Source organism: Streptomyces speibonae (assembly GCF_984686075.1).
On sequence record NZ_OZ480260.1, the window covers coordinates 2,197,589 to 2,216,578 of the forward strand.

The following is an 18,990-nucleotide window of genomic DNA, read 5'->3' on the forward strand; positions in this document are numbered from 1 at the left end:
GCCTGGGCGGTGGCAGGAGACGAGCGGGCATCGGAGGGGCGGCCGGACACATGACCACCGGACTGATCCCGGGGGAGCAGCCCCCGGAGCCACGGCCGACTGACGGCCTGCCGCACCAGCGGCCCGAGCCGGTCGGCCAGGGAGCCATGCCCGTCGAGAACCGGTCGAGGAGTTCTGTGATCACCGCGCGCGCGGCCGCCAGCTTCGAGCCCCTGGGGCGATCGGTCGCCAGTGCCCGCTCGTTCGTCCGCGACACCCTGCAGGGCTGGGGCTTCGCCGACATCGTCGACGACGCCGTGGTACTCACCAGCGAACTGGTGACCAACGCCGTGGTGCACGCCGGCACCTCCGCCGACCTGCTCTGCCTGCGCAGCGACGAGGGCGTACGAATCGAGGTGGCCGACCGGTATCCGGAGCGCGAGATCCCGCTCCAGGGCTCCCCGGTCAACATGGGCAGCCCCGACCGCGAGGGCGGCCGCGGGCTCCAGCTGTGCGCCGCCCTGGCCGGTCACTGGGGCGTGGACTACACGCCCACCCACAAGACCGTCTGGTTCCAGCTCGACCTGCCCGAGCGCCCGGTCGGCACCCGCGCCGCCGGCCCCTCCCTGCCGGCCCACCTCCTCCCCCTCGCCGACACCCGGGTCCGCGTCGCCGTCGTACAGATCGACCGGACCGGCTCCATCAGCGCCTGGAACGAGGACGCGGAGGAGCTGTTCGGCTACTCCGCGGAGCAGGTCACCGGCAAGCCGCTCACCGACCTCGCCGCCTGGCCGCACACCCCGGGCACGGGCACCGGCATCGCCGACGCGCTCCAGCTCTCCCGCTGGGAGGGCAGCTACGGCATCAGGGGATCCAACGGCCGGGTGATCCCCGTCTACGCGTCCCACCTGCGCGTCCGTGACACCGACGGGGAGCCGTCAACGGTCTGCCTGCTCGTGCGGGACCACGAACGGGCGGTTCTGCAGAGCCCGCTGCGCGGCCCCTCGAGCGACACCTCCGGCGGCTCCGAGACCCAGAGCACCGACCCGTTCGAGGTCTTCATCGGCTCCCCCGCGCCGGACGACCTCGACGGCCTGCTCCAGCGCACCGTCGAACGCGCCCGCGACATGCTCGACGGCGACTCCGCCTTCCTGCTCCTGGCCACCGACGACGAGACCGAACTGGAGGTCCGCGCCTCCACCGGCCTGCCCTCCGCCCGCCAGCGCTTCGCCCGCGTCCCCGTCGAGGCCGGCCCCGGCCGCTACGGCTCCGCCCGCATGCCGGCCGTCCACGAGGATCTCACCGCCGTCTCCGGCGCGGTCCCCCTCCTCAACGGCACCGGCATGCGCTCGGTCGTCACCGTCCCGCTGAAGGTCGAGGGCCGGCTCACCGGCTCCCTCGGCGTGGCCGCCGAGGCACCCGGCAGATACTCCAACGAGGAGGCACTGCGCCTGCAGTTCGCGGCGGACCGCATCGCGCTCGCGGTGGAGTCGGCCCGCCTGGGCGAACTGGAGCGGCTGCGCCGTGGCTCGCTCAGCTTCCTCGTCGAGGCCTCCGACCTGCTGGCCGGCACCCTGGACCGGGACCAGACGCTGGCCCTGATGGCCCAGATGACCGTCCCCACCCTCGCCACCTGGTGCGCCGTCTACACGATCGCCGACCAGGCCTCCGAGCCGTACCTGTCCTACGTGCTCCACGAGGACGAGGAGCTGATCGACGGCATCAAGTCCCTGCTGTCGAAGGTCCCCCCGCCCGACCCGGTCCCGACGCCCGGCGCCCGTGTCTGGTCGGCACCCGCGGAGGTCGCCCACCAGACGGCCCTGCGCACCTCCATGCGCAGCCTCGGCCTCAGCGGCGGCCCGACCCGGCACGTCACCACGGGCATCGGCCCCACGCTCGCCACGGCCTCCGCGCTCGGCGGCGAGACCGTGGTCCTGCCCCTGGTGGCCCGCAACCGCGTCATCGGCATGCTCACGCTCGGCAAGCCCACCGACGAGCACTTCCGCCAGGAGATCCTGGAGCTCGCCGAGGACCTCTCCCGGCGGGCCGCCCTGGCCCTGGACAACGCCCGCCTGTACTCCGAGCGCACGGCCATCAGCCAGTCACTCCAGCGCAGCCTCCTGCCGCCCGAGCTGCCGACGGTCGAGGGCGTCGAGGTCGAGGTGATCTACCGCGCGGCCGGCGAGGGCAACGAAGTGGGCGGCGACTTCTACGACCTCTTCCCGATCAGCGACGGCGCCTATGGCTTCGCCATCGGCGACGTCTGCGGTACAGGGCCGAACGCGGCGGCCGTCACCGGCCTCGCCCGGCACGCACTCCGTCTGCTCGCCCGCGAGGGCCTCAGCGGCCCGGCGGTCCTCGAGCGCCTCAACTCCGCGATCCTCGACGAGGGCGCCCGCAGCCGCTTCCTCACGCTCCTGTACGGCGAGATGCGCCCGCAGGAGGACGGCAGCGCGGAGCTGAAGGTGGTCTGCGCGGGCCACCCCCTGCCGCTGCGGCTCCGCCAGGACGGCACGGTCGAACCGGCCGCGGAACCGCAGCCGCTCCTCGGTGTCCTGGAGGACCTGGAGCTCTACGAGCAGACCGTCACCCTCGACCCCGGCGACGTCCTGCTCTGCGTCACCGACGGTGTCACCGAACGCCGCGAGGGCTCCAGGATGCTCGGCGACGACGGCCTGGCCGAGGTCCTGACGACCTGTACGGGCCTGACGGCCGGGGCGGTCGCGGCCCGCATCATGCGCGCGGTGGAGCGCTTCGCGACTGACGCGCCGTCCGACGACATGGCCATCCTCGCCATGCGCGTCCAGGGCCTGCAGAAGGACTAGGGAGCATGCGAAAGGCCCCGCCCGAATGGGCGGGGCCTTTCTCGCGGAGCCCCCAAACGGAATCGAACCGTTGACCTTCTCCTTACCATGGAGACGCTCTACCGACTGAGCTATAGGGGCCTGTCGCCTCGTGCGAGGTTTCCCTCGCGGCAACGGGATAGATCATACCCTGAACAGCCCGGTGCTCATAACCACGCTCGGAGCGCCGGGACTCAGAGGGCCGGAACTCGGAGTGCCGGCTCCAGCAGTCCGCCCAGCGCATTGCACGCGGACGCGATCCGCTGCATCTCCCGCTTCGTCAGCGAACCGTCCACGGGAAGCGCAAGCGTCTCGTCCGCGGCCCGCTCGGTCTCCGGAAGAGACACGTACTGCCGGAATTCAGGCAGCCGGTGCACGGGTGTCTTCACGGGCACTCGGCACTCAACGCCCTTGGCCCGTACGGCCCGCGCGAAAGCGTCCCGATCCGGCCGTCCATTGCCGGGTACCCGCACGACGTACTGCTGATAGATGTGCCCGACCCCGCTCTCGGGCGTCCGTACACCCCTCAGCTTGGCATCGAGAAACGCCGCCCGCTCCCGCCGCCGGACCGTCTCGTCGTGCGAGGCTTCGGGCTCTCCGCGGCCCCTGTGCTCCAGCACCAGCAGCCCACACCGCCGTCCGAGCGCGTGCAGCAGCCCGAGATCGGCGGGCCGGCCGAAGCGGTGGACGACAACGACGCCCGCCGTGCGAGGAGTTACGGCCGCCTCCACCGCGGCCGGCGCCAGACAGTACGTCGCCGGATCTATGTCGGCGAACACCGGAAACGCCCCTGCCGCCACCACGGCCTCGGCGACTTCCACGTTGCCGAAGGCAGGTACGACGACCTCGTCACCCACGCCGACACCGGCGGCCCTGAGCAGTGCAGCAGTACTCATGGGAGGGATGCTGGTTGCACAACGTGAACTTCAAGTGACGCAGAACAAAAAAGGGTTGGACCCGGAACCGAAGTTCGGGGTCCAACCCTTTGAAGAATTGTTCGGCGGCGTCCTACTCTCCCACAGGGTCCCCCCTGCAGTACCATCGGCGCTGTAAGGCTTAGCTTCCGGGTTCGGAATGTAACCGGGCGTTTCCCCTACGCTATGACCACCGAAACACTATGAAACAATCAACAACCAGCACCACGCCGTGACCATGGCATGGGGTTGTTCGTGGTTTCAGAACCAACACAGTGGACGCGAGCAACTGAGGACAAGCCCTCGGCCTATTAGTACCGGTCAACTCCACACGTTACCGTGCTTCCATATCCGGCCTATCAACCCAGTCGTCTACTGGGAGCCTTACCCCATCAAGTGGGTGGGAGTCCTCATCTCGAAGCAGGCTTCCCGCTTAGATGCTTTCAGCGGTTATCCCTCCCGAACGTAGCCAACCAGCCATGCCCTTGGCAGAACAACTGGCACACCAGAGGTTCGTCCGTCCCGGTCCTCTCGTACTAGGGACAGCCCTTCTCAAGACTCCTACGCGCACAGCGGATAGGGACCGAACTGTCTCACGACGTTCTAAACCCAGCTCGCGTACCGCTTTAATGGGCGAACAGCCCAACCCTTGGGACCGACTCCAGCCCCAGGATGCGACGAGCCGACATCGAGGTGCCAAACCATCCCGTCGATATGGACTCTTGGGGAAGATCAGCCTGTTATCCCCGGGGTACCTTTTATCCGTTGAGCGACGGCGCTTCCACAAGCCACCGCCGGATCACTAGTCCCGACTTTCGTCCCTGCTCGACCCGTCGGTCTCACAGTCAAGCTCCCTTGTGCACTTACACTCAACACCTGATTGCCAACCAGGCTGAGGGAACCTTTGGGCGCCTCCGTTACTCTTTAGGAGGCAACCGCCCCAGTTAAACTACCCATCAGACACTGTCCCTGATCCGGATCACGGACCCAGGTTAGACATCCAGCACGACCAGACTGGTATTTCAACGACGACTCCACCCGAACTGGCGTCCAGGCTTCACAGTCTCCCAGCTATCCTACACAAGCCGAACCGAACACCAATATCAAACTGTAGTAAAGGTCCCGGGGTCTTTCCGTCCTGCTGCGCGAAACGAGCATCTTTACTCGTAGTGCAATTTCACCGGGCCTATGGTTGAGACAGTCGAGAAGTCGTTACGCCATTCGTGCAGGTCGGAACTTACCCGACAAGGAATTTCGCTACCTTAGGATGGTTATAGTTACCACCGCCGTTTACTGGCGCTTAAGTTCTCAGCTTCGCCCACCCGAAAGTGAGCTAACCGGTCCCCTTAACGTTCCAGCACCGGGCAGGCGTCAGTCCGTATACATCGCCTTACGGCTTCGCACGGACCTGTGTTTTTAGTAAACAGTCGCTTCTCGCTGGTCTCTGCGGCCACCCCCAGCTCACCGAGTAAATCGGATCACCGAGCGTGGCCCCCCTTCTCCCGAAGTTACGGGGGCATTTTGCCGAGTTCCTTAACCATAGTTCACCCGAACGCCTCGGTATTCTCTACCTGACCACCTGAGTCGGTTTAGGGTACGGGCCGCCATGAAACTCGCTAGAGGCTTTTCTCGACAGCATAGGATCATCCACTTCACCACAATCGGCTCGGCATCAGGTCTCAGACTATTGCCAGGCGGATTTACCTACCTGACGTCCTACACCCTTACCCCGGGACAACCACCGCCCGGGATGGACTACCTTCCTGCGTCACCCCATCACTCACCTACTACCAGCTCGGGTCACCGGCTCCACCACTCCGACCTCGTCCGAAGACTCAGCCGACGGCTTCACGGGCTTAGCATCACTGGATTCAATGTTTGACGCTCCACAGCGGGTACCGGAATATCAACCGGTTATCCATCGACTACGCCTGTCGGCCTCGCCTTAGGTCCCGACTTACCCTGGGCAGATCAGCTTGACCCAGGAACCCTTAGTCAATCGGCGCACACGTTTCTCACGTGTGAATCGCTACTCATGCCTGCATTCTCACTCGTCAACCGTCCACAACTCGCTTACGCGGCTGCTTCACCCGGCAGACGACGCTCCCCTACCCATCCACACAGGCGTTGGCCCTATTGTGTGAATGACACGACTTCGGCGGTACGCTTGAGCCCCGCTACATTGTCGGCGCGGAATCACTAGACCAGTGAGCTATTACGCACTCTTTCAAGGATGGCTGCTTCTAAGCCAACCTCCTGGTTGTCTCTGCGACTCCACATCCTTTCCCACTTAGCGTACGCTTAGGGGCCTTAGTCGATGCTCTGGGCTGTTTCCCTCTCGACCATGGAGCTTATCCCCCACAGTCTCACTGCCGCGCTCTCACTTACCGGCATTCGGAGTTTGGCTAAGGTCAGTAACCCGGTAGGGCCCATCGCCTATCCAGTGCTCTACCTCCGGCAAGAAACACACGACGCTGCACCTAAATGCATTTCGGGGAGAACCAGCTATCACGGAGTTTGATTGGCCTTTCACCCCTAACCACAGGTCATCCCCCAGGTTTTCAACCCTGGTGGGTTCGGTCCTCCACGAAGTCTTACCTCCGCTTCAACCTGCCCATGGCTAGATCACTCCGCTTCGGGTCTTGAGCGTGCTACTCAGATCGCCCTCTTCGGACTCGCTTTCGCTACGGCTACCCCACCCGGGTTAACCTCGCAACACACCGCAAACTCGCAGGCTCATTCTTCAAAAGGCACGCAGTCACGACTGATGGGCAAGCCCATCAGCGACGCTCCCACGGCTTGTAGGCACACGGTTTCAGGTACTATTTCACTCCCCTCCCGGGGTACTTTTCACCATTCCCTCACGGTACTATCCGCTATCGGTCACCAGGGAATATTTAGGCTTAGCGGGTGGTCCCGCCAGATTCACACGGGATTTCTCGGGCCCCGTGCTACTTGGGTGTCTCTCAAACGAGCCGCTGACGTTTCGACTACGGGGGTCTTACCCTCTACGCCGGACCTTTCGCATGTCCTTCGCCTACATCAACGGTTTCTGACTCGTCTCATGGCCGGCAGACCATGAAAGAGAGATCCCACAACCCCGAATGCGCAACCCCTGCCGGGTCTCACACGCATACGGTTTGGCCTCATCCGGTTTCGCTCGCCACTACTACCGGAATCACGGTTGTTTTCTCTTCCTGCGGGTACTGAGATGTTTCACTTCCCCGCGTTCCCTCCACTTGCCCTATGTGTTCAGGCAAGGGTGACAGCCCATGACGACTGCCGGGTTTCCCCATTCGGACACCCCCGGATCAAAGCCTGGTTGACGACTCCCCGGGGCCTATCGCGGCCTCCCACGTCCTTCATCGGTTCCTGGTGCCAAGGCATCCACCGTGCGCCCTTAAAAACTTGGCCACAGATGCTCGCATCCACTGTGCAGTTCTCAAACAACGACCAACCACCCATCACCCCAAGCCAGAAGCTCGAGTTCACTGGGGCCGGCACCGAAGGCTTCCCGGCCTCACGGCCGTGCCCTCAGACACCCAACAGCGTGCCCGACCAGTACCCGTCCGAAGATCATGCGTTCCACGCTCTTACGAGCAGTACTAGCAGCCCCCGACCCGAGGTCCTGACCGAGTAGTCAACGTTCCACCCATGAGCAACCAGTGCGAGACATTCGCCCGCATACTGGCCTCTGACCGTGCCCCGAAGGACCCGGTGAGAAGTGCTCCTTAGAAAGGAGGTGATCCAGCCGCACCTTCCGGTACGGCTACCTTGTTACGACTTCGTCCCAATCGCCAGTCCCACCTTCGACAGCTCCCTCCCACAAGGGGTTGGGCCACCGGCTTCGGGTGTTACCGACTTTCGTGACGTGACGGGCGGTGTGTACAAGGCCCGGGAACGTATTCACCGCAGCAATGCTGATCTGCGATTACTAGCGACTCCGACTTCATGGGGTCGAGTTGCAGACCCCAATCCGAACTGAGACCGGCTTTTTGAGATTCGCTCCACCTTGCGGTATCGCAGCTCATTGTACCGGCCATTGTAGCACGTGTGCAGCCCAAGACATAAGGGGCATGATGACTTGACGTCGTCCCCACCTTCCTCCGAGTTGACCCCGGCGGTCTCCCGTGAGTCCCCAGCACCACAAGGGCCTGCTGGCAACACGGGACAAGGGTTGCGCTCGTTGCGGGACTTAACCCAACATCTCACGACACGAGCTGACGACAGCCATGCACCACCTGTACACCGACCACAAGGGGGCACCCATCTCTGGATGTTTCCGGTGTATGTCAAGCCTTGGTAAGGTTCTTCGCGTTGCGTCGAATTAAGCCACATGCTCCGCCGCTTGTGCGGGCCCCCGTCAATTCCTTTGAGTTTTAGCCTTGCGGCCGTACTCCCCAGGCGGGGCACTTAATGCGTTAGCTGCGGCACGGACGACGTGGAATGTCGCCCACACCTAGTGCCCACCGTTTACGGCGTGGACTACCAGGGTATCTAATCCTGTTCGCTCCCCACGCTTTCGCTCCTCAGCGTCAGTATCGGCCCAGAGATCCGCCTTCGCCACCGGTGTTCCTCCTGATATCTGCGCATTTCACCGCTACACCAGGAATTCCGATCTCCCCTACCGAACTCTAGCCTGCCCGTATCGACTGCAGACCCGGGGTTAAGCCCCGGGCTTTCACAACCGACGCGACAAGCCGCCTACGAGCTCTTTACGCCCAATAATTCCGGACAACGCTCGCGCCCTACGTATTACCGCGGCTGCTGGCACGTAGTTAGCCGGCGCTTCTTCTGCAGGTACCGTCACTTTCGCTTCTTCCCTGCTGAAAGAGGTTTACAACCCGAAGGCCGTCATCCCTCACGCGGCGTCGCTGCATCAGGCTTTCGCCCATTGTGCAATATTCCCCACTGCTGCCTCCCGTAGGAGTCTGGGCCGTGTCTCAGTCCCAGTGTGGCCGGTCGCCCTCTCAGGCCGGCTACCCGTCGTCGCCTTGGTGAGCCGTTACCTCACCAACAAGCTGATAGGCCGCGGGCTCATCCTGCACCGCCGGAGCTTTCGAACCGCCTGGATGCCCAGACGGTTCAGTATCCGGTATTAGACCCCGTTTCCAGGGCTTGTCCCAGAGTGCAGGGCAGATTGCCCACGTGTTACTCACCCGTTCGCCACTAATCCCCACCCGAAGGTGGTTCATCGTTCGACTTGCATGTGTTAAGCACGCCGCCAGCGTTCGTCCTGAGCCAGGATCAAACTCTCCGTGAATGTTTTCCCGTAATCGGGATGAACACCACGAGAGCGGTGCGAGAGGAGGAATAGTCCCCTCGCACACAGCGTCCTCGCTGTGTTTTTTCAAAGGAACCTCGCCCCAGCAGAAGCTGGAGACGGGGTATCAACATATCTGGCGTTGACTTTTGGCACGCTGTTGAGTTCTCAAGGAACGGACGCTTCCTTCGTACTCACCCTCGCAGGCTTTCCTCCGGGCGCTTCCCTTCGGTGTTTCCGACTCTATCAGATCTTTCCGATCCGATTTCCTCGGTGCTTTCCAGGTGCACGCGCTTTCGCGTTTCCCTTTCCGGCGGGACCGACTTTATCAGAGATTCTGAGCCGGTTTTCCCACCCCTCCGGGGACAGGCTCCGGTGCTCACGAAGTGGCCGGGTGCCCGGTCGGGGGGAGCTGTAAACGTACTGGAGCGGGGCGCCCCGATGCAAATCGAGGCGCCCTGCTCCAGGTTCGCTCGTGCGTGGGATCCGACGGACCGTCAGACCTCAACCACCACGGGCAGGATCATCGGCCGGCGCCGGTAGGTGTCGGAGACCCACTTGCCCAGCGTGCGGCGGACGAGCTGCTGCAACTGGTGGGTGTCGACCACACCGTCCTGGGCCGAGCGCTCCAACGCCTCCGTGATCTTCGGGAGCACCTCGCCGAAGGCGGAGTCCTCGATGCCGGAGCCGCGGGCCTGGACATGGGGTCCGCCCGTGATCTTGCCGGTGGAGGAGTCCATGACCACGAAGACCGAGATGATGCCCTCGTCGCCGAGGATCTTGCGGTCCTTGAGCGCCGGCTCGCCGACGTCACCGACGGAGAGGCCGTCGACGTAGACGTAGCCCGCCTGGACCTTGCCGGAGATCTTGGCCTTGCCCTCGACGAGGTCGACGGCCACGCCGTCCTCGGCGATGACGACCCGGTCGTGCGGGACTCCGGTCAGGGCGCCCAGCTCGGCGTTGGCGCGCAGGTGGCGCCATTCGCCGTGCACCGGCATCAGGTTCTTCGGGCGGCAGATGTTGTAGAAGTACAGCAGTTCCCCGGCCGAGGCGTGACCGGAGACGTGCACCTTGGCGTTGCCCTTGTGGACGACGTTGGCGCCCCAGCGGGTGAGCCCGTTGATCACGCGGTAGACCGCGTTCTCGTTGCCGGGGATGAGCGACGACGCCAGGATCACTGTGTCGCCCTCGACGATGCGGATCTGGTGGTCGCGGTTGGCCATCCGGGACAGCGCGGCCATCGGTTCGCCCTGGGAGCCCGTACAGACCAGGACGACTTCGCTGTCCGGCAGGTCGTCCAGGGTCTTGACGTCCACGACCAGGCCCGGCGGCACCTTGAGGTAGCCGAGGTCGCGGGCGATGCCCATGTTGCGGACCATGGAGCGGCCGACGAAGGCGACCCGGCGGCCGTACTCGTGCGCCGCGTCCAGGATCTGCTGGATGCGGTGGACGTGGCTGGCGAAGCTGGCCACGATGATCCGCTTGCGGGCGCCGGCGAAGACCTGGCGCAGCACGTTGGAGATGTCGCGCTCGGGCGGGACGAAGCCCGGGACCTCGGCGTTGGTGGAGTCGGCCAGCAGGAGGTCGATGCCCTCCTCGCTGAGCCTCGCGAACGCGTGCAGGTCCGTGAGCCGGTTGTCCAGCGGGAGCTGGTCCATCTTGAAGTCGCCGGTGTGCACCGCCATGCCCGCGGGGGTGCGGATGGCGACGGCCAGGGCGTCGGGGATGGAGTGGTTGACGGCGACGAACTCGCAGTCGAAGGGGCCGATGCGCTCGCGCTGTCCCTCCGCCACCTGGAGGGTGTACGGGCGGATGCGGTGCTCCTGGAGCTTCGCCTCGATGAGGGCGAGCGTCAGCTTGGAGCCGATCAGCGGGATGTCCGGCTTCTCGCGCAGCAGGAAGGGGACGCCGCCGATGTGGTCCTCGTGGCCGTGGGTGAGGACGATGCCCTCGATGTCGTCGAGGCGGTCCCGGATGGACGAGAAGTCCGGCAGGATCAGGTCGATTCCGGGCTGCTCCTCCTCGGGGAAGAGCACTCCGCAGTCGACGATCAGCAGGCGGCCGCCGTACTCGAAGACCGTCATGTTGCGGCCGATCTCGCCGAGGCCGCCGAGCGGGGTGACCCGCAGGCCGCCCTCGGGGAGCGGCGGGGGCGGGCCCAGTTCAGGATGCGGATGACTCAAAAGACTCTCCTCACCACACGCGCCACGTACCGGTGGGCACGTGGCGCGCATGACGTTCGTGCAGAAGCAGTTGTCGTTGTGGGGTGCGGGCACCGGTGTCCCGCGTATTCAGTTGTGAAGTACGCCTGCGCGAGCGGTCGCGCGAAGTCTGGTTACTGGAGTTGTACCCCGCCTGCGGCAAGATCGATCTTGAGCTGCTCGATCTCTTCCGGCGTGCACTCGGCCATGGGGGCGCGCAGGGGGCCCGCGGGGAGGCCCTTGAGGGTGAGCGCCGCCTTGGTGGTCATCACGCCCTGTGTGCGGAACATGCCCGTGTAGACGGGCAGCAGCTTCTGGTGGATCTCGGTGGCCTTCTGCACGTCTCCCGAGGTGTAGGCCTCGACCAGGGCGCGCAGCTCGGGGGTGACGAGGTGGCCGACGACCGAGACGAAGCCGACCGCTCCGATGGAGAGCAGGGGCAGGTTGAGCATGTCGTCGCCGGAGTACCAGGCGAGGCCGGAGCGGGCGATGGCCCAGCCGGCCCGGCCGAGGTCGCCCTTGGCGTCCTTGTTGGCGACGATGCGCGGGTGCTCGGCGAGGCGGACGATCGTCTCGGTGCTGATCGGGACGCCGCTGCGGCCGGGGATGTCGTACAGCATGACCGGCAGCCCGGCGGCGTCCGCGACGGCCGTGAAGTGCCGGTACAGGCCCTCCTGCGGGGGCTTGTTGTAGTACGGGGTGACGACCAGCAGGCCGTGGGCGCCGGCGCGCTCCGCCGCGCGGGCCAGTTCTCTGCTGTGGTGGGTGTCGTTGGTGCCAACACCGGCCACGACGTGGGCGCGGTCGCCGACGGCTTCCACGATCGCCCGTACGAGATCCGATTTCTCCGCGTCGCTGGTGGTGGGGGACTCGCCGGTGGTGCCGTTGACGATCAGGCCGTCGTTGCCTGCGTCCACCAGGTGGGTGGCGAGCCGCTGTGCGCCGTCGAGGTCGAGTGCGCCGTCCGCCGTGAAGGGCGTGACCATGGCGGTGAGGACCCGCCCGAAGGGGGTCTGCGGAGTGGAGGTCGGAGCCATGGGTTACACGCTACTCGTTGCTCAGGCCGGGGTCTTCCCTCGGGGGAGGCGACAAGGCGGGACAAAGGGGGAGCCCGGTACTGCCTGCTCGGGGGTTCAGGCAGTACCGGGCCCGTTTGATCAGGCTAGATGAACTTCACGAAATACTGCAATACGGACACTTCGCTCGACTACTCCGTCCCTGTGTACCCGCAGGTGGGAGGCGGCTCGTTACGGAGCCACACGTCCGTTCGCGTTGAAAGCGGCGTGGGTCAGCGGCATGAGCCGGGCCCACTCGGCCTCCATCTTTTCGCCGACCATCTCGATCTCCCGCTGCGGGAAGGACGGGACCTTCGCCAGCTCGTGCTGGGTGCGCAGCCCGAGGAAGTGCATCAGCGAGCGGGCGTTGCAGGTGGCGTACATCGAGGAGTACAGGCCGACGGGGAGCACCGCGCGGGCGACCTCACGGGCCACGCCCTCGGCCAGCAGCTTCTGGTAGGCCTCGTACGCCTGGTGGTAGGAGTCGCTCAGTACGTTCCGCACGGTCTCGTGCTGCGCCGGGGTGCCCTCGACGAAGACGTACTTGCCCGGGCGGCCCTCCTGGACGAGCTTGCGCGAGGCGTCGGGGACGTAGAAGACGGGCTGCAGCTCGCGGTAGCGCCCGGACTCCTCGTTGTAGGACCATCCGACCCGGTGGCGCATGAACTCGCGGAACACGAAGATCGGCGCGCTGACCAGGAAAGTCATCGAGTTGTGCTCGAAGGGGCTGCCGTGCCGGTCCCGCATCAGGTAGTTGATCAGGCCCCTGGAGCGCTCCGGGTCCTTCTGCAGCTCCCCGATGGACTGCTCACCCAGGGTCGAGACGCGGGCGGCGAACAGGACGTCGGAGTCCGAGGCGCTGGACTTCACCAGCTCGACTGTGACGTCACTGCGCACGGTGACGTCGGTGCGCGTTGACGGCTTGGGATCGTCGGCGGAGGTCAAGGGGGTCCTTCCCGTCGCGGCTGTGGTGCGGCGCCCACTTTACGGGCTGCGGGGCACGGGAGAGCCCCCCTGTTCACAGGCGCCACACCGACCCCGAGGGTGGTGACCCCTGGTATGGCTCGGTAGCCTCACCGGGCACAGCCCACGCATGGACCGAGTGAGGAACCGCCGTGCCCCTGCCCTTCCTGACGGCCGACCGCGCATTCGACACGGCGGACGAAGTCGCCCTGCCGTACGACGACCGGGACCGCTGGCGTCGCCCGTACCGCCCGGGCCCGTGGCGGGTGGGAGCCTCGGCGCTCCTGCTGCTGCTCGCCTCGTTCGTGCTGTTCGCCGGGGTGATCATCGCGGCGACCGCGACGCCGGCGTCCGCCGGGACGGTCTTCGCCATCGCTCTGGTCGTCGTCGCCGTCGCGCTGCGGATGCTGCGCATGGGTGTGTGGGTGAGCGCCAAGGGGCTGCGCCACGTGGGTTTCGTCAGCACGCGCACGACGGGGTGGGGCCAGGTCGTCTCCGTGCGCACGGTGCAGCAGCCGGTGCGCTGGCTGGGGCTGCCGCGCACCGTGCAGGGGCAGGCGCTGATGCTGGCCCGGCGCGGGCGCACGGAGGAGCCGCCGCCGTTGCTGACCTCGCACAACGCGGACTTCCTGGGGCGCGACCAGCTCGCCTTCGACCGGGCGGCCGACACCGTGGAGGCGTGGGCCGCCGAGTACCGCAGGGCCTGAGCCGGCCCGCTCCCCCGCGCGGGGGCGGCTCCACTCCCCCGCGCGCTCAGGACGAGGTCTTGTGCAGGGTGATCGCCCGCTGCATCGCCTTGCGGGCGCGCGGGGTGTCGCGGGCGTCGTGATAGGCGACGGCGAGCCGGAACCAGCTGCGCCAGTCGTCCGGCGCGTCCTCCGTCTCGGCCTTGCGCCGGGCGAAGACCTCGTCGGCCGAGTCACGGTCGATCCGCCCGCTGGGCAGGCGTTTCAGCTCGTCGACGGGCAGCCCGCCCTCGGCGTCCAGCAGCGCGGCGAGCCGGTTGGCCTCGCGGACGAACTCGGTGTTCTTCCACAGGAACCAGACCCCGATGACCGGCAGGATCAGCACCGCGGCACCGAAGGTGACGGTGAGCGGCGTCCCGGCCTTGATGAGCAGCACGCCGCGGCTGCCGACCAGGACGAAGTAGACGACCAGGACGGCGGCCGTGACGGCGTAGGAGATCTTCGCGCGCATGAGGGTCTGCCGGGCTCAGTTCAGGTCGAGGAAATGTTCCAGGCCGAAGGTCAGGCCGGGAGTGGTCACCACGCGGCGGGCGCCGAGCAGGATGCCCGGCATGAAGCTGCTGTGGTGCAGGGAGTCGTGGCGGACGGTGAGGGTCTCGCCCTCGCCGCCGAGCAGCACCTCCTGGTGGGCCAGCAGCCCGCGCAGGCGGACCGCGTGCACCGGGACGCCGTCGACGTCGGCGCCGCGGGCTCCGTCCAGGGCCGTGGTCGTGGCGTCCGGGGCGGGGGCACTGCCGGCCCGGCGGCGGGCCTCCGCGATGAGCTGGGCGGTGCGTGTGGCGGTGCCGCTGGGGGCGTCCACCTTGTTCGGGTGGTGCAGCTCGACGACCTCGACGGATTCGAAGTAGGGCGCGGCGATCTGCGCGAACTTCATGGTGAGCACGGCGCCGATGGAGAAGTTCGGTGCGATGAGGACGCCCGTCTGCGGGGACTGCTCCAGCCAGCCCCGCAGCTGCGCGAGGCGGTCGTCGGTCCAGCCGGTGGTGCCGACGACGGCGTGGATGCCGTGACGCACGCAGAAGTCCAGGTTGCCCATGACCGAGGCGGGGGTGGTCAGCTCGACGGCGACCTGGGCACCCCGCTCGGCCAGCGTCTCCAGCTTGTCGTCCCGGCCGAGGGCGGCCACCAGCTCCATGTCGTCGGCGGCCTCGACCGCCCGTACCGCCTCGGAGCCGATCCGGCCCTTGGCGCCGAGGACCGCCACGCGCAGCTTGCTCATCTTCGTTGCTTCCTTACCCGTGATCGTCAGGCGACGGCGTCGTGCAGCCGGGACGCCTGCTTGTCCTTGAGCGGGCCGATGACCGACAGGGAGGGCCGCCGACGCAGGACGTCGCGGGCGACCGAGCGGACGTCGTCCGGGGTGACCGAGGCTATCCGGGCCAGCATGTCATCGACCGACATCTGCTCGCCCCAGCACAGCTCGCTCTTGCCGATACGGTTCATCAGCGCGCCGGTGTCCTCCAGGCCGAGGACCGTGGAACCCCTCAGCTGGCCGATGGCCCGCTCGATCTCGTCGTCGGGCAGTCCGTGCTCGGCGACCTGGTCGAGTTCGTCACGGCAGATCTTCAGCACGTCGTGCACCTGCGTGGGCCGGCACCCGGCATACACGCCGAACAGGCCGCAGTCGGCGAAGCCCGAGGTGTAGGAGTACACGCTGTAGGCCAGGCCGCGCTTCTCCCGGACCTCCTGGAACAGGCGGGAGGACATGCCTCCGCCGAGGGCGGTGTTCAGCACGCCGAGCGCCCAGCGGCGCTCGTCGGTGCGGGCCAGTCCCGGCATGCCGAGGACGATGTGCGCCTGCTCGGTCCTGCGGCCGATCAGTTCGACCCGGCCCGCGGTGCGCAGGGCGCGCCGTCCGCCGCGCGGGGCGATCGGCTCGGCGGACGGGTCCGTGAGCGCGCCGGCCTTCTCGAAGGCGGCGCGGACCTGGCGTACGACCTTGTGGTGGTCGACGTTGCCGGCGCAGGCGACCACGAGGTGGGTCGGGTCGTAGTGCTTCTTGTAGAAGCGGCGGATGCGGTCGGCGGTGAGGGCGTTGACGGTGTCGACCGTGCCGAGGACCGGGCGGCCCAGGGGGTTGTCGCCGAACATGGTGTGCGCGAACAGGTCGTGCACGCAGTCGCCCGGGTCGTCCTCGGTCATGGCGATCTCTTCGAGGATGGCGCCGCGCTCGACGTCGACGTCCTCCTGGCGGATCACGGAGCCGGTGAGCATGTCGCAGACCACGTCGATGGCCAGCGGCAGGTCGATGTCGAGCACGCGCGCGTAGTAGCACGTGTACTCCTTGGCCGTGAACGCGTTCATCTCGCCGCCGACGGCGTCGAGGGCGGAGGAGATGTCCAGGGCGGACCGGCGGGAGGTGCCCTTGAAGAGCAGGTGCTCCAGGTAGTGGGTGGCGCCGTTGAGCGCCGGGGTCTCGTCGCGGGAGCCGACGTGCGCCCAGATGCCGAAGGTCGCCGAGCGGACCGAGGGCACGGTCTCGGTGACGATGCGCAGGCCGCCGGGGAGCGTGGTCCTGCGGACCGTGCCGATGCCGTTCTCGCCCTTGATGAGGGTTTGGGTACGGGCGACGGCCCGCCCCTCCGAGGAGGTGCGGGCCGTCGTCCTGGCGTTACGGGACGTCACTTGGCGGCGTCGTCCTTCTTCTCGTCGCCCTCTTCGCCCTCGATCACGGGGATCAGGGAGAGCTTGCCGCGGGAGTCGATCTCGGCGATCTCGACCTGGACCTTCTGGCCCACGCCGACGACGTCCTCGACGTTCTCCACACGCTTGCCGCCGGCCAGCTTGCGGATCTGCGAGATGTGCAGCAGACCGTCCTTGCCGGGCAGCAGGGAGACGAACGCGCCGAACGTGGTCGTCTTGACGACCGTGCCCAGGTAGCGCTCGCCGACCTCGGGCATCGTCGGGTTGGCGATGCCGTTGATCGTGGTGCGGGCGGCCTCGGCGGCCGGGCCGTCGGAGGCGCCGATGTAGATCGTGCCGTCGTCCTCGATGGTGATCTCGGCGCCGGTGTCCTCCTGGATCTGGTTGATCATCTTGCCCTTGGGGCCGATGACCTCGCCGATCTTGTCGACCGGGATCTTCACGGTGATGATCCGCGGCGCGTTCGGGGACATCTCGTCCGGCGTGTCGATCGCTTCCATCATCACGTCGAGGATGTGGAGGCGGGCGTCACGGGCCTGCTTGAGGGCGGCGGCCAGGACTGAGGCCGGAATGCCGTCCAGCTTGGTGTCGAGCTGGAGGGCGGTGACGAACTCCTTGGTGCCGGCGACCTTGAAGTCCATGTCGCCGAAGGCGTCCTCCGCACCGAGGATGTCGGTGAGGGTGACGTAGTGGGTCTCGCCCTCGATCTCCTGGGAGATCAGGCCCATGGCGATGCCGGCGACCGGGGCCTTGAGCGGCACACCGGCGTTCAGCAGCGACATGGTGGAGGCGCACACGGAGCCCATGGACGTCGACCCGTTGGAGCCGAGCGCCTCGGACACCTGGCGGATCGCGTAGGGGAACTCCTCGCGCGTCGGCAGGACCGGGAGCAGGGCGCGCTCGGCGAGGGCGCCGTGGCCGATCTCGCGGCGCTTCGGGGAGCCCACGCGGCCGGTCTCGCCGGTGGAGTAGGGCGGGAAGTTGTAGTTGTGCATGTAGCGCTTGCGGGTCACCGGGGAGAGGGTGTCCAGCTGCTGCTCCATACGGAGCATGTTGAGGGTGGTGACGCCCAGGATCTGGGTCTCGCCACGCTCGAACAGCGCCGAGCCGTGCACCCGCGGGATGGCCTCGACCTCGGCGGCCAGGGTGCGGATGTCGGTGACACCGCGGCCGTCGATGCGCTTCTTCTCCTTGATGACGCGCTCACGGACCAGGGACTTGGTCAGCGAGCGGTACGCGGCGGAGATCTCCTTCTCGCGGCCCTCGAACTCCGGCAGGAGCTTCTCGGCGGCGAGCGCCTTGACGCGGTCCAGCTCGGCCTCGCGCTCCTGCTTGCCTGCGATGGTGAGCGCCTGGGCCAGCTCGGGCTTGACAGCGCCGGTCAGCGCCTCGAGGACGTCGTCCTGGTAGTCCAGGAAGATCGGGAACTCGGCGGTCGGCTTGGCGGCCTTGGCGGCGAGGTCGGCCTGGGCGCGGCAGAGCACCTTGATGAAGGGCTTCGCGGCCTCCAGACCGGCGGCCACGATCTCCTCGGTCGGCGCCTCGGCGCCGCCCTCGACCAGCTTGATGGTCTTCTCGGTGGCCTCGGCCTCGACCATCATGATCGCGACGTCGCCGTCCTCCAGGGTGCGGCCCGCGACGACCATGTCGAAGACGGCGTCCTCGAGCTCGGTGTGCGTCGGGAAGGCCACCCACTGGCCGCGGATCAGCGCGACGCGGACGCCGCCGATCGGGCCGGAGAAGGGCAGACCGGCCAGCTGCGTGGACGCGGAGGCGGCGTTGATCGCCACGACGTCGTACAGGTGGTCGGGGTTGAGGGCCATGATCGTGGCGACGACCTGGATCTCGTTGCGCAGGCCCTTCTTGAAGGACGGGCGCAGCGGGCGGTCGATGAGGCGGCAGGTGAGGATGGCGTCCTCGGAGGGCCGGCCCTCCCGGCGGAAGAAGGAGCCGGGGATCCGGCCGGCGGCGTACATCCGCTCCTCGACGTCCACCGTGAGGGGGAAGAAGTCGAGCTGGTCCTTGGGGTTCTTGGAGGCGGTGGTGGCCGACAGCACCATGGTGTCGTCGTCCAGGTAGGCCACGGCGGAACCGGCGGCCTGACGGGCCAGGCGGCCCGTCTCGAAGCGGATGGTGCGGGTGCCGAAGGAGCCGTTGTCGATGACGGCCTCGGCGTAGTGGGTCTCGTTCTCCACTAGCGTTTTCTCCGTTACTTTGTCGTCTTTTGTCCCTGCCTCGCCCGTGTGGCGGGGGGACAGGCGGAGAAGCGCTCCACTGGTGCGGGCCGGTCTTCGATCGAAGCACCCGGGTTCACTCTTCCGGGGGCCACTACCGAGGACCGGCGGCGGGGTGCGCTCCTCCTCGTGCGTCGTGACGTCCGATG

10 protein-coding genes, 1 tRNA gene and 3 rRNA genes are annotated in these 18,990 nt (G+C 66.8%); 2 read left to right on the forward strand and 12 right to left on the reverse strand.

The features are described 5' to 3' along the window. Positions 1-50: 50 nt before the first annotated feature. Positions 51-2,804, forward strand: coding sequence for a SpoIIE family protein phosphatase (locus AC5L3C_RS09605; RefSeq protein ID WP_493648430.1), 2,754 nt, complete (start codon positions 51-53; stop codon positions 2,802-2,804). A gap of 47 nt (positions 2,805-2,851) precedes the next feature. Here the strand turns inward: AC5L3C_RS09605 and AC5L3C_RS09610 are convergent. The 8 genes from AC5L3C_RS09610 to thyX form a co-directional block, all read right to left on the reverse strand. After that, positions 2,852-2,924, reverse strand: a tRNA-Thr gene (locus tag AC5L3C_RS09610). 92 nt (positions 2,925-3,016) lie between these two features. Next, positions 3,017-3,718: a DegT/DnrJ/EryC1/StrS family aminotransferase gene (locus tag AC5L3C_RS09615; RefSeq protein WP_493648432.1), complete on the reverse strand. Its 702-nt coding sequence runs from the start codon at positions 3,716-3,718 to the stop codon at positions 3,017-3,019. A gap of 99 nt (positions 3,719-3,817) precedes the next feature. Then, positions 3,818-3,934: ribosomal RNA gene (rrf, locus tag AC5L3C_RS09620) — 5S ribosomal RNA — on the reverse strand. Positions 3,935-4,027: 93 nt separating this feature from the next. Next, positions 4,028-7,150: ribosomal RNA gene (locus tag AC5L3C_RS09625) — 23S ribosomal RNA — on the reverse strand. Between the two features lie 321 nt (positions 7,151-7,471). Continuing rightward, a 16S ribosomal RNA gene (locus AC5L3C_RS09630) occupies positions 7,472-8,999 on the reverse strand. The 16S, 23S and 5S rRNA genes sit together here, the layout of an rRNA operon. Positions 9,000-9,496: 497 nt before the next feature. After that, entirely contained in the window at positions 9,497-11,182 is a 1,686-nt protein-coding gene (locus tag AC5L3C_RS09635; protein ID WP_125503908.1) for a ribonuclease J, read from the reverse strand. A 152-nt stretch (positions 11,183-11,334) separates the two neighbouring features. Next, positions 11,335-12,237 (reverse strand): 4-hydroxy-tetrahydrodipicolinate synthase, encoded by a 903-nt coding sequence (gene dapA, locus AC5L3C_RS09640; RefSeq protein ID WP_125503909.1) that lies wholly within the window; start codon positions 12,235-12,237, stop codon positions 11,335-11,337. Between the two features lie 210 nt (positions 12,238-12,447). Next, on the reverse strand, positions 12,448-13,200 hold the full coding sequence (thyX, locus tag AC5L3C_RS09645; protein ID WP_493648434.1) for an FAD-dependent thymidylate synthase: 753 nt from the start codon (positions 13,198-13,200) through the stop codon (positions 12,448-12,450). Between the two features lie 170 nt (positions 13,201-13,370). On the opposite strand from thyX, the gene AC5L3C_RS09650 reads away from it, so the two are divergent. Beyond that, a complete protein-coding gene (locus tag AC5L3C_RS09650) occupies positions 13,371-13,925 on the forward strand; it encodes an SCO5741 family PH domain-containing membrane protein (protein ID WP_125503910.1) in 555 nt (184 codons plus the stop codon). A gap of 46 nt (positions 13,926-13,971) precedes the next feature. Here the strand turns inward: AC5L3C_RS09650 and AC5L3C_RS09655 are convergent, their stop codons facing one another. From AC5L3C_RS09655 to AC5L3C_RS09670, 4 genes are read right to left on the reverse strand one after another with little or no spacing between them, the layout of a single operon-like run. After that, positions 13,972-14,415 carry a tetratricopeptide repeat protein gene (locus AC5L3C_RS09655; protein WP_125503911.1) on the reverse strand — a complete coding sequence of 148 codons (444 nt, stop codon included), beginning with the start codon at positions 14,413-14,415 and terminating at the stop codon, positions 13,972-13,974. 15 nt (positions 14,416-14,430) lie between these two features. Further along, positions 14,431-15,183 (reverse strand): 4-hydroxy-tetrahydrodipicolinate reductase, encoded by a 753-nt coding sequence (dapB, locus tag AC5L3C_RS09660; RefSeq protein ID WP_125503912.1) that lies wholly within the window; start codon positions 15,181-15,183, stop codon positions 14,431-14,433. Between the two features lie 26 nt (positions 15,184-15,209). Then, a complete protein-coding gene (locus AC5L3C_RS09665; protein WP_493648437.1) occupies positions 15,210-16,589 on the reverse strand; it encodes a M16 family metallopeptidase in 1,380 nt (459 codons plus the stop codon). Further along, complete coding sequence (locus tag AC5L3C_RS09670; RefSeq protein WP_493648438.1) at positions 16,586-18,802, reverse strand: polyribonucleotide nucleotidyltransferase; 2,217 nt, start codon at positions 18,800-18,802, stop codon at positions 16,586-16,588. Before AC5L3C_RS09670 ends, AC5L3C_RS09665 begins: the two co-directional genes overlap by 4 nt. Positions 18,803-18,990: the final 188 nt, after the last annotated feature.

Coding starts and splice junctions, on each gene's coding strand:
- AC5L3C_RS09605 (WP_493648430.1), top strand. CDS start 51: ATGACCACCGGACTGATCCCGGGGGAGCAGCCCCCGGAGCCACGGCCG.
- AC5L3C_RS09615 (WP_493648432.1), bottom strand. CDS start 3,718: ATGAGTACTGCTGCACTGCTCAGGGCCGCCGGTGTCGGCGTGGGTGAC.
- dapA (WP_125503909.1), bottom strand. CDS start 12,237: ATGGCTCCGACCTCCACTCCGCAGACCCCCTTCGGGCGGGTCCTCACC.
- AC5L3C_RS09655 (WP_125503911.1), bottom strand. CDS start 14,415: ATGCGCGCGAAGATCTCCTACGCCGTCACGGCCGCCGTCCTGGTCGTC.
- dapB (WP_125503912.1), bottom strand. CDS start 15,183: ATGAGCAAGCTGCGCGTGGCGGTCCTCGGCGCCAAGGGCCGGATCGGC.